This is a genomic window from Bacteroidota bacterium (genome assembly GCA_034439655.1).
Lineage (GTDB): Bacteria > Bacteroidota > Bacteroidia > UKL13-3 > UKL13-3 > CANJUD01.
The window spans coordinates 1-11,060 of sequence record JAWXAU010000148.1 but is presented as its reverse complement, the minus strand read 5'-3'; the positions used below and the strand labels follow the sequence as shown (position 1 = coordinate 11,060).

General features: G+C 38.1%; 12 protein-coding genes. 5 read left to right on the top strand and 7 right to left on the bottom strand.

Annotated features, from left to right (window positions below):
* Positions 1–296: 296 nt before the first annotated feature.
* Positions 297–1,127: a universal stress protein gene (locus SGJ10_10820; GenBank protein MDZ4758610.1), complete on the bottom strand. Its 831-nt coding sequence runs from the start codon at positions 1,125–1,127 to the stop codon at positions 297–299.
* 139 nt (positions 1,128–1,266) lie between these two features.
* On the opposite strand from SGJ10_10820, the gene SGJ10_10815 reads away from it, so the two are divergent.
* Both SGJ10_10815 and rmuC read left to right on the top strand, forming a co-directional pair.
* Positions 1,267–2,187, top strand: a complete 921-nt coding sequence (locus tag SGJ10_10815) for a helix-hairpin-helix domain-containing protein (protein MDZ4758609.1) — start codon at positions 1,267–1,269, stop codon at positions 2,185–2,187.
* Between the two features lie 87 nt (positions 2,188–2,274).
* A complete protein-coding gene (gene rmuC / locus SGJ10_10810) occupies positions 2,275–3,645 on the top strand; it encodes a DNA recombination protein RmuC (GenBank protein MDZ4758608.1) in 1,371 nt (456 codons plus the stop codon).
* Position 3,646: 1 nt separating this feature from the next.
* Here the strand turns inward: rmuC and SGJ10_10805 are convergent, their stop codons facing one another.
* Complete coding sequence (locus tag SGJ10_10805; protein ID MDZ4758607.1) at positions 3,647–5,023, bottom strand: LUD domain-containing protein; 1,377 nt, start codon at positions 5,021–5,023, stop codon at positions 3,647–3,649.
* Positions 5,024–5,137: 114 nt separating this feature from the next.
* The gene (locus SGJ10_10800; GenBank protein MDZ4758606.1) at positions 5,138–6,148 is read right to left on the bottom strand and encodes a hypothetical protein; all 1,011 of its coding nucleotides are present in this window, start codon (positions 6,146–6,148) and stop codon (positions 5,138–5,140) included.
* Between the two features lie 59 nt (positions 6,149–6,207).
* Between SGJ10_10800 and SGJ10_10795 the strand changes: the two genes are divergently transcribed.
* The 3 genes from SGJ10_10795 (at position 6,208) to SGJ10_10785 (ending at position 8,265) form a co-directional block, all read left to right on the top strand.
* On the top strand, positions 6,208–6,951 hold the full coding sequence (locus tag SGJ10_10795; GenBank protein MDZ4758605.1) for an FAD-dependent oxidoreductase: 744 nt from the start codon (positions 6,208–6,210) through the stop codon (positions 6,949–6,951).
* 101 nt (positions 6,952–7,052) lie between these two features.
* A complete protein-coding gene (locus SGJ10_10790) occupies positions 7,053–7,418 on the top strand; it encodes a DUF3127 domain-containing protein (GenBank protein ID MDZ4758604.1) in 366 nt (121 codons plus the stop codon).
* A gap of 1 nt (position 7,419) precedes the next feature.
* A complete protein-coding gene (locus tag SGJ10_10785; GenBank protein ID MDZ4758603.1) occupies positions 7,420–8,265 on the top strand; it encodes a universal stress protein in 846 nt (281 codons plus the stop codon).
* Here SGJ10_10785 and tsaE read toward each other — a convergent pair.
* The 4 genes from tsaE to SGJ10_10765 are packed head-to-tail and all read right to left on the bottom strand — an operon-like array spanning position 8,258 to position 10,898.
* Positions 8,258–8,674 carry a tRNA (adenosine(37)-N6)-threonylcarbamoyltransferase complex ATPase subunit type 1 TsaE gene (tsaE, locus tag SGJ10_10780; GenBank protein ID MDZ4758602.1) on the bottom strand — a complete coding sequence of 139 codons (417 nt, stop codon included), beginning with the start codon at positions 8,672–8,674 and terminating at the stop codon, positions 8,258–8,260. The genes SGJ10_10785 and tsaE overlap by 8 nt on opposite strands.
* Before the next feature lie 6 nt (positions 8,675–8,680).
* The gene (locus SGJ10_10775) at positions 8,681–9,232 is read right to left on the bottom strand and encodes a hypothetical protein (GenBank protein ID MDZ4758601.1); all 552 of its coding nucleotides are present in this window, start codon (positions 9,230–9,232) and stop codon (positions 8,681–8,683) included.
* A 50-nt stretch (positions 9,233–9,282) separates the two neighbouring features.
* Entirely contained in the window at positions 9,283–9,933 is a 651-nt protein-coding gene (locus SGJ10_10770; protein ID MDZ4758600.1) for a response regulator transcription factor, read from the bottom strand.
* Positions 9,930–10,898, bottom strand: a complete 969-nt coding sequence (locus tag SGJ10_10765; protein MDZ4758599.1) for an MlaD family protein — start codon at positions 10,896–10,898, stop codon at positions 9,930–9,932. Before SGJ10_10765 ends, SGJ10_10770 begins: the two co-directional genes overlap by 4 nt.
* Between the last annotated feature and the right edge of the window lie 162 nt (positions 10,899–11,060).

Sequence of the window (11,060 nt, the reverse complement as noted above, 5' to 3'; positions counted from 1 at the left end):
TGCAATCATTGCTGATTGTGGTTTCATTAATTTTTTAATCTCAACCTGAGATTCAGTTACAATAAATATAGATGGTAATGACATGTCACAAATATACGCTTATCACAGATTAGTCCAATATGTATTTAAAAAAAGTAATCCACATTATTGGACTAATGTGTATTAAGCAATGGTGTTAGTTTAAGAAATGGTATTGGTCGTGCCCACAGCACGTAGTATTTAACGTGTTTGGCCTGGGTAGGTTTTTTGTTGCCAAAAGGCCAGTATAAAATTAAGGAAGTATGGTTTGCCAAAAGCTATATTGCAAAGTAGGTTACTTTTAAATCTTCGCGTAGCTTTATAGAGATTACGGGTACTTGCGATTTGAGTATCATTTGCTCTGGGAAAGAACCTTCGAACATACCATAAGGGTTAGGTTCTTCCACAGCCATAATCATAAGCATGTCGGCATCGATGTTGTCTACATATTGTAGTGTTACATCCGTGAGGTTAGTGCCTTGCAAAAAATCAATTTCTACTTTGGTATCTCGCTCACGCATAAAATCGGCGGCTTGCTCGGCATAGTTTTTCACTGTTTTGAGAGTATCGGGAGAGTTGCTTGACGACACCCCAAGCACGTGGATTGTGGCATCGAAGAGCTTGGCCATTTGCATTGCAGCGGGAACTTTTTGCCTTGTTTCTTGGGTAGTATCTATAGGCAAAACTATTTTTTTGATACTTTGCCGCTTCATGGGCTTTTGAATAGAAACAACATAACAAGGAGCTTCTTTTATAAGTTTATAAGTTTCGCTACCATTCCAAAATCGACGGAATCCTTTCACCAGTTCAGCTCCACATATTATAAGATCGGTGCCCGAATATTGAGCCATATCTATAATACCACGGTGAAAATTACCTTGCCTAAAGGAATGCTCCGTCATAATATTTTGACTATGCATGAGGTTAATGCATTCTTGCACACGTTCTTTCACTTGTGTGTTTAGATGGGAGAGGTCGTCGTTGATAAACATGAAATCAACTTCTAGGGGCTTGTTGCGAGTAACCATAAACTCAATAAAACCACAAGCCGCAGGGAAAGTATCGGCTTTTTCAGAAGTGACGAGTAGTTTGTTAAATACTGTTTCCATAAAGAAGGCCTCCTTTTTTAATGCAAAATAGGAAAAAAAGCAGGAATTAAAAAAATTAAGTTTGTTTCATTTGACAAACAACAAGTTATTTTTCAACTGTATATTTTTTGTCAAAGATTTAGAAGGTGTTTTTGTATGTTTGCACAAAACCTATTGTTTTATTGTGTCTAGAGATTTCAAGCAACATAAGAATGACTTTTTACAGTTTGCAGCAACACAGAAACGCGGCATCCTTTGGATATTGCTCTCGCTAGTGCTGTTGGTTTTTTTTGTCCCTGCATATAGTTTGCTTCAAGATGAAGGAGTTCAGCAACCAATATCTGAGTCGGACAAAGCGGCAATGGACTTAATGTTTGCCCAACAAAATGAAACAGTAGAGGAACAAGAATATAAAATTAACGAGGCGTTATATGAAAACAATAAAAATGACCCAACATTTTTTCCTTTTGACCCTAACACATTATCTGCAAGTGATTTTGAAAAACTAGGTCTAAATAAGGGACAAATTAGGTCTATTCTTAAACTTAGAAGTAAATATAACGGTTTCAAACGGAGATCAGATTTTGAAAAACTTGCTGTATTAAATGTCACATGGGTTGCAAAAGCACACAATTATATACTGCTACCCGATAGTTTTGAAAAAAGAAACTATATCAAAAGGGATTTTATTTTGCTCGATTTGAATACAGCCGACAGTCTGCAGTTAGAAACCTTGCCAGGCATAGGCAAATACATGGCAGCCAAAATAGTACAGTACCGTGAACGTTTAGGAGGGTATATTAATATAGAGCAAATGAGACAGATTACGAACATGGACATAGATATGTATAATATTTCAGTTTCTCACTTATATATTAAAGAAGATGCAAGAAAGCTCAATATAAATAATGCCAGCAAGGAAACGATGGGTAATCACCCCTATATAGGATGGAAGGCTGCTAACAATATAGTAAACTTTAGAAAGCAGCATAATAAAATTACAGAAGCAAAAGAACTTAGTAGGGCCAAGTTATTACCGGATACGACTTTACAAAAACTAGCACCCTATTTAACCTATTAGAAAAATGGAACAGCAAGTTTAGTTTTAAACATGCCTTTGGGCAAATGTTATGGATAAACAACGACAGGTGTGATGCACTTTTGCGGTATGATAGAGTCGGTATTTTTAATATTGGGTTTAAGTAGTGGAGCGATTCTAACATGGGTTATTGCTAAAAGTATCTACGCCTCAAAATTTCATCAACTAGAAGAACTCGAACAGAAAGCAACCCTACTTGAAGTTACGGAGAGGGCATTGAACGACATAACAAAAGATAAAAGTTTTGAAGAAAAGCGTGTTATAGAGCAGCAAAGGCTAGTCTTAAAATTAGAATTGGAAATAAAAGAGGAGAGAGAAAAAAACACCAAACTAGAAAGTAAAATTGCCAAGGCGGAAGAAATTTTTAAAAATCAGAATGAGAAAATAGCAACACAGAAGGAAGAAATGGAGAGCCTCACCAAAAAACTTCAGGCCGACTTTGAAAACATTGCTTCGCGATTGTTGGAAGAGAAGAGCCAAAAATTTACGGAGCAAAACAGAACCAACCTTGATATTATTCTGAACCCATTAAAAGACCGGATAAAGGAATTTGAAGAGAAGGTAGATAAAACATATAAAGCCGAATCGGGCGAACGCATTAGCCTAAAAACGGAAATAAAACAACTGATGGAAATGAACCTAAATTTGCAGAAAGAAGCTAATAATTTAACTACCGCCTTAAAAGGGGACAATAAAAAGCAAGGAAACTGGGGAGAGATTATACTTGAGCGTGTATTAGAAATGAGTGGTCTTCAAAAAGACAGGGAATACCGGACACAGTATACAGCTACCGGCAACGATGGCAATACGCTTAGACCTGATGTGGTAGTGATGCTTCCTGACAATAAACATATAATTATTGATAGTAAAGTGTCTCTCATTGCATACGATTCATGGTCGTCGGCAGAGACAGAACAAGATAGGAGTAAATATATAAAACAGCATGTTGATTCCGTCAGAAATCATATAAAGCAACTAGGCGATAAAAACTATCAAGCAGCTCAAGGGTTTAATTCGCCCGATATGGTTTTGTTGTTCATGCCCATTGAGCCAGCATTTGCGGCCGCCATGCAACACGATCAAGACATCTATACATTTGCTTGGGAAAGGAAAATAGTGATTGTGAGCCCTTCAACGCTGCTTGCCACCTTGCGTACGGTCTCATCTCTTTGGCAACAAGACAGGCAAGTAAAAAACGCATTGGAGATTGCTAGACAGGGAGGAGAGTTATATGATAAGTTTGTAGGGTTTGTAGAAAGCCTGGAGAAGGTTGGTAAATCAATAGATGTCGCACATATTAATTATAATGAGGCATACAAGAAACTATCGACTGGTTCTGGCAATTTGGTAAACAGAACCCAAAAGCTCCAAGAGCTAGGAGCAAAAACTACAAAACAGCTATCCGCAAATTTGTTGAAAGAGGAAAGCGAAGAAATATAATTTAATCTTCTTGGCCAGAACCAAATTGTTCAACCCACATTTGATTGAATGAACGTTCAACGAGTTGTGGGAATTCACGCTTTTCGCCCCAGTTTTTTCTAAAAGCAGTGCGGAACATAAAACTTTTGAGCGACGTTGTTTGGTTCATTCGTTTACGTTTTAACATCATCCGTTTCCATGCAAGCCACAAATATTTTTCGTTAGCTCCTGCATGTCCTGTTTCTTGACTATCTTTTCGGTTATTGACGATCAAGCTATGTATATCTATTTTTACGGGACAGACTTCGGTGCATGCACCACAATGTGTACTGGCAAAACTGAGGTGCTTCATTTCTTTGGCGATATATTGTTGTTGCGATGTTACTTTGCCGATTGGGCCAGCATTAGCAGGTCTATACGATTCAGCACCCACCATTCTGAATACGGGACAAACCATATGGCAGGCACCACATTGAATACAGTGAGATGATTGTCTTATTGCTGGTTTAGAAAGCGTGTTGCTTCTGCCATTGTCAAACAAGATAATATATATTTCCTCTGGGCCTTCATCAAAAGAACTCTGTTTCGGACCCCCTACAAACAAGAGCTGCCGGCTCAGGGCCTCAGCTTGGCCATAAACAGATAATAGGGGCAACAAAGTTTCCAATTCATTTTTGGTTGCTACCATTTGGTCAATCCCAACCAAAGCAACTATTATATTACTCTGCATTACCAGTGAAGTTTGTAACCCGTTATTACCCACAAACACAAGAGACCCCGAATCGGTAAGAGCAAACTGGGGACTAACGAAAGCAATGGATTTGTTGATGGTTTTCGAAATAGATTTATCTCTATAGTATTCTGCCCAATATTTAGTTTCGGTGCGTGCTTTCAACCCCAAGAACTCGTTAAAAAAAACATTCGCTTTTTCTTTTCCCACATGAGCTAGGGGGAATACAGGATGGCTGTACGCTCTTTTTTCGCCACACAAAGTAGCTTCTATGCCCGCACTGTGAGAAGGTTTATTAGAAAGAGCATTATAAAGCCCCGCTTCTTCAAATATTGGCGAATGCGAAACTTCAATATCATAATTATTATACTTTGCCAGCAAAAGAGCAACTTCTTTTTGTATATCTTTTTCATCGGGTGCCCAAATCACTTTCCCACCTTTCTTAAGGAAATTAGATTCGAACTCTATTAAATGTTTATCAAGATTTTCTGTAGTACGCCACCGATAAAAGGCCCCTCTTTTTTTTGCATTTTCAGGGTGTTGTATTATTCCTGCTTTGCTTTGTTTTTGTTTTGAGAAGGAGTTTGCAAAGTCCGTCATTTGTCCGTAAAACTCACTGTCGATGGCTTTTTCTGAAACAGATTTATTGAATTTATCTTGTAGGTTCAAAAGAATATATTTTTATGGAGCAAACTAACGAACGCCTAGCGAAACTAGCAAGGAGAATTCATGCACATTTTGAAAAGAAACAATTTGAATATTAGGTTCAAATATCAACAAAAATCATTTAATCCGCTTTCTTACCACCTCTACTTTTTCTTTAATAGTATTGAAGAATTGGGTTCTTGCTTTTTCTGACGCAGAACTTATTAACGTTGAGCGTTTCATTAAGTTGTTTAGCCATAGTTGAGTAGTATCACAATAATCGCGGTTTGTAATAAACATATAGTTTAGGGTGTTGTGTGTAATAAATACACCCTTTTGGTCATCGGTAACAGCAAAAATGCTATTGTCGCACAATACCACTTCATTATTGTATAGTTTGTAAGTGCTACCATATTCAGAAGGATTGTCGCCAACGTGAAACTTATGACCAACTTCGGCCTGTTTCTCTAGGTGGTTCATCATTTCCATGAATTGGTCAACCAATACCAGTGCCTCCTTTTTGTTTTTAAAAACGCCCATATCATAATAAAAATGTATCTGACGCAGAACAGAGTGCGGTGTTTCATCGTTCCATATTTCGACGCTCGGCACAGCTATATAACGTTCCAATGCCATCTTACCCATAACAATATTTTGGTCTTCATTTACGGTATCAATCGAGAACTGCCGGTCTTGGTACTCTTCGAGTCCCATTATAGCCTTTTTCCAAACAAATATTTTAAATGCCGCAAGTTCGTCAAAATGATAATAGTGAAACACAGGTAAGTCTTTGGCGGAGTATATCATTTCTTTTTCTTTTGCTTTGCTTATCCGTTCTAGGTGGTCAATTTGCGATTGCAAATATTGTTCAAACGTAAAAGACTTGTTATCTAAAGTTTTAAAAGAAAACCACACTTGATCGTTAGAAATCTTTGGGTTCAGCAATTCAAGACTTATCTCGAAATGGTTGGCGAGCAATAAAACTTCATCTAAGCTCATTACCTTTTCTCCCCTAATACGACGATATGCACTGTGGTCGCCAATATTAAGTAAAGAAGCTATTTGTTCGGGTAAAGAAACGTGGTTGGGCAACTTATTCTTTATCATTTGGATAAAATGCATTTGAGCCGCTGATTGGTTTTCTGACATAAGATAAAAATTTGGCTGCAATATAAATTTATTCCTGTTTATTTGCCGTTATAATTTTTTTGAATAACCAAAATAATAATAAAAATCTCATGGCTCACCAATATCATGACGCACAAGTAGTCGACATAATAGACGAAACACCCACAGTGAAAAGGTATTTCTTGAAAATGCCTAGCGATTTTACGTACAAAGCGGGGCAGTTTGTAATGTTGGATCTTCCCATTGAAGCTAAGTTTACCAATAGAAGCTATTCCATTGCTTCGGCACCAAGAGAAGACGAGGTTTTTGAATTGTGTATTGTTATTAAACCGGACGGATTGGGTACACCTTATTTATTTGAGAACGTAAAAGTAGGGAGCATTGTAAAAACAGCCGGACCTGTGGGTAAATTTATTTTGCCAGAAAACATAGAAACAGATTTGTGTTTTGTATGCACAGGAACGGGCATAGCCCCGCTGCGGGCAATGATACATGATATATATAATAAAAACATTCCGCACAAAAACATGTATATGGTTTTTGGCAACCGTGTAAAGCAGGATATTTTATATAGGAAAGAATTCGAGGAATTGCAGCAACAGCACCCTGAGTTTAAATTTCTACCTGTATTGTCGAGGGAGAGCAAAGAAACCTGGGATGGCGATATTGGATATGTTCACGATGTGTATTTGAGATATTTTGGAGAAAAGAAGCCTGTTATTTTTTATCTGTGTGGATGGAGTGCTATGGTGCGTGAGGCACGAGACCGATTGAAGGAGCTGGGCTATGGCAAGCAAGAACTCAAATTTGAATTATATGATTAGCACAAAAAGTCCACATGGCTTGTTGATTGTTTTTTAAGTTTTTTTATTACCCATATTATAAAATATAACGTTATTTTTGCAGATTATTTATATATAACACGATGGCATTAGAAGTATCGGGCAAGCTCATAAAATTGCTGCCAAAACAAACAGGCGAAGGGAAAAACGGCCCATGGTCTAAACAAGACTTTGTGATTGAGACCTCAGAACAATTCCCCAAAAAAATATGTTTCTCGGCATGGGGCGAGCGAGCCACACAAATAGAAACCATGCCAGAAGGAACAGATTTAAAAGTTTCTTTCGATGTGCAAAGCCGCGAGTACAATGACCGCTGGTATACCGATTTGAAACCTTGGAAAATAGATGTGTTAAGTGCAGGCTCTTCTCCATCAACACCACAGACGCAAGATTCTATAGCAACTGACCCCTTTGAGCCTGGGCAAAGCGACGACGATTTGCCTTTTTAAGATGTTTCAAAAAATAACAGTTGCGGTTGCTTTTAATCACCATTTAGAAGATGAGTTAACGTGTGCAGCACAACTTGCAAGAGGTGCAGAGTTGCACATGGTGCATGTGGGTAAAGCCACTGCACAAAAAGAACAGTATTTGGAGGAAGTGTTAAAAAGACTTCAAATAAAACTTAACGGTCTTCATTGGCTAGAGGGAGACAAGGTTGAAAGTTTATTAGAGTTTACACAAATTCAACACACCGATTTGCTTATTACTGCAACCGATGATACTCAGAATTTATTCAAATATTTTACTGGGAGCATTTCTAAAAACCTATGCCGTAAATGTCGTTGCAGCATTTTGCTGCTCCACCACCCGGTAAAAAATAAAGGGGCTTTCGAACATTTGGTAGTGAGCGGGGTAGACCATCCCAAAACCCCATATACTCTTGACTTTGCATCCAAGTTAAGTGGAAGAACCAATACCAAAAAACTCACCTTGGTAGAAGAACTTCCGGTTGATCATTTGGTTGTTTCGGCAGGTCACGATATGGTAGAGAAAGCAAAATATAGCACCGAGGATACTTTAATGAATTTATTTGACAATAAACAAGAAGTAGACAATATGCTTCACAGGTTTGCAATGGGAAATCTTAAAGTTGAAGTTGATAGACGTGAAGGCAAACCAGGGCATTGTGTTTCCGCTTTTGCGAGAGAAAGCCAAGCGGACTTATTGGTGCTTAACTCGCCCGACACCGAACTTGGGTTATTAGATAGGTTGTTCCCGCACGATTTGGAGTATGCTCTTTCTAATTTGCCCTGCAGTTTATTGGTAGTTCACCCACAGGAATTCGAATTTAATTAATCCTGAGAATTCGCTCATTCTGTTTTTCCAAGTTTATATTTATATATAATACTTTTTCTTTGGTGAGCAGTTTAGATATTTTTTGTGGCCATTCTATTAAGCACAGATTTCCACTATCTAAATATTCATAAAAACCTGCATCAATAGCTTCTTGTTCAGAATTTATCCGATAAAAATCAAAATGATAGATATGGTTTTTTTTAGAATAGGTATATTCGTTAACTAAAGAATAAGAGGGGCTTATAGCCTTACCTTCTATATTAAGCCTATTGCAAATGGCTTGAATAAGCGTAGTTTTTCCCATGCCCATTTCACCTTCAAAAGCTACAATAGTATACTTCTCTGCCATCAATAAAACCCATTCGGCAGCCGCTGTTAATTGCTCTAGTTTATAGGTATAAGACTCCAATACAGACTATCTTTTTTTCTTCACCAAAACGGCATCTTGATAACCATCCACTTCGTAACTAAAAATCTTTGGAATCCCCTTAGACCCGCCCGTCCATGTTACGGGGGCAACTTCACTTGAAATAATTTGTGTAAACACGGTATCGGCACTAAACTTATAGATACTCGTAATATCTTTTTCGGGCAAAGAAAAACGCTCCACCAACACATTTCCCAATAGGTAAGAATTCAATCTTAATGAGTTTTGCTCATCTATTATATAACTTCCCGAGGAACTATCTCTTTTGAGCAAATATTTTCTTTCATCGGGTTGGCCTTGGGACATATATCTGATAGTAAAATTCCAACAATGTGCCGTATCGTTTTTGGTAATTTCCAACTGCATGGTAACCCTTTGCCTGCTTTTGGGAACCGATAGATCTTGAATATTTGAAGGCTTATATACTTTTAATTCCCCCTCCCATAATCCTTCAAATTCTGCTGGGAAGCTTGAAACTTGAGCAATAGCCGCTCTTGATAAAACAAGCAGTACAATAACTAAATGAACCTTTTTAAACATATAAATTTCTTTTTCAGTAGCGACAAGGTTAGTCGAATAAAAGTTGCCTGCTATACGATACCATTATCCATTGCAAATTTAACCAAGCCCAACACATTGTGCGTATTTGTTTTTCGCAAAATGTTTTTTCGGTGGGTTTCTACTGTCCGTTCGCTGATAAATAATTTATCTGCAATTTGGGCATTGTTATATTCCTCGGCTATTAATTTTACTATTTCCAGTTCGCGGGTTGTTAGATTTACTTGATTATTTGCAGGCTTTGCAGGCTCTGCAACGGGTCGCATCATTTCTGCTGCTACATCGTCGCTAAAGAACATGCCACCATGGTATATTTTTAAAAGAGCCGTTACCAGTTCTTCTTTACCCGTATTCTTCAATATATACCCCGCAGCACCCGCATTCACAATTTCGCCAATCATAGTGCGGTCGTTGTGCATGGAAAGGACTAATACTTGCAATGAAGGAAAAACAGACTTTAAAAGTTTGGTCAATTCTATACCATTCATCTCGGGCATATCAATATCGCTGAGCAGAATATGAGGCTGCAGCGAATTTACCAAGCCAATTGCATCGGGGCTTTTAGTGGTTTCTCCCACTACTTCAAAGCGTTTGTCGGACTTTAAAAGAGATTTTATTCCATCAATAAGCATCTGATGGTCGTCAACAATTACCAAGCGAATTTTATCGGCGATATTGCTCATTTAGCGGGTTTCTTTTCTTTTTTTCCAAAGACGGAGATTTGGACATAGCGTTTTGGATGCTCTTTTAGGTCCACCAATAGTTTGTCTAGGTTTTCGCTCGATTTTCTTAGATTATCATAAAGCTTGGTATCATTTACCAATAAACCAATGGTGCCTTCGCCCTTGTTTATTTTGTCTAACAAAAGGGTTACCGATTTAACTGCATCGTTGGCATTGTGAATAGTTGTTTTTAAATCGGAGGCCGCTAGAGAATCGGTAATTTTAGCCATATTTTTCATCACCTTTTCTAAGGTATTGGCATTGTCGTGCAGCTTGCGGGTGATTCCCTCTACATGGGCTAGTATTTGGTTAAACTTGCTGGCATCTGAGTTGAGCATATTGTCCATGCCGCTTGCGGTATGGTTCAAAGCCAATAAAGTGTTTTTTAGGGTAACAAGCGATTGTTTTAATTGACCTGCATTGCCTGGTGAAATTTCGCTAGTAAAGCTACCAATCATCGAATCTATTGCAAGAATAAATTTCTCTGTCTTAGCTTTTATGGGGCCAAAAACGGCAGAAATCTGATCGGCTATTCCGGGTTTGAGGTAGGCTACTAAGGTATCGCCGTTTTGAGCGATATCCCCCAAGTGCGATGTGGTTATTTCTATGGCCTTGTTTTGAAAAATATCGGTCGCTACAATTTTGCACGAATCGAGTTTGTTCAGTTGCAGATCGCTGTTTATTTCAATCATCACCACCAATTTTTTATCGGGGCGGTAGGTTACTTTTCTGACTTGGCCTACTTTTAAACCTTGAATCATCACAGCATTGGAAGGTGTGAGGCCATCCACATTGTCATATATGGCAAAATAGGTATTGGTGGTCGAGAAAAGCTCGTTGCCTTTCAGATAATTATAGCCTAAAATTAGCATCACTATGGCAATTACCGTAAGTGAACCAACCTTTGTTTCATTGGATATTTTCACGCGGCAAATTTAGGGCAAAAACTAACGACGTAAACTATTATACCGAAACTCAATATATAATAATCCAAAAGAAAGGGACTAATCCCCCCGCATCCCGATAATTATCGGGATTAAGCGGGGCTTTCGGGATGTAGTTCGGCATTACCATTCTACAAACCAAAT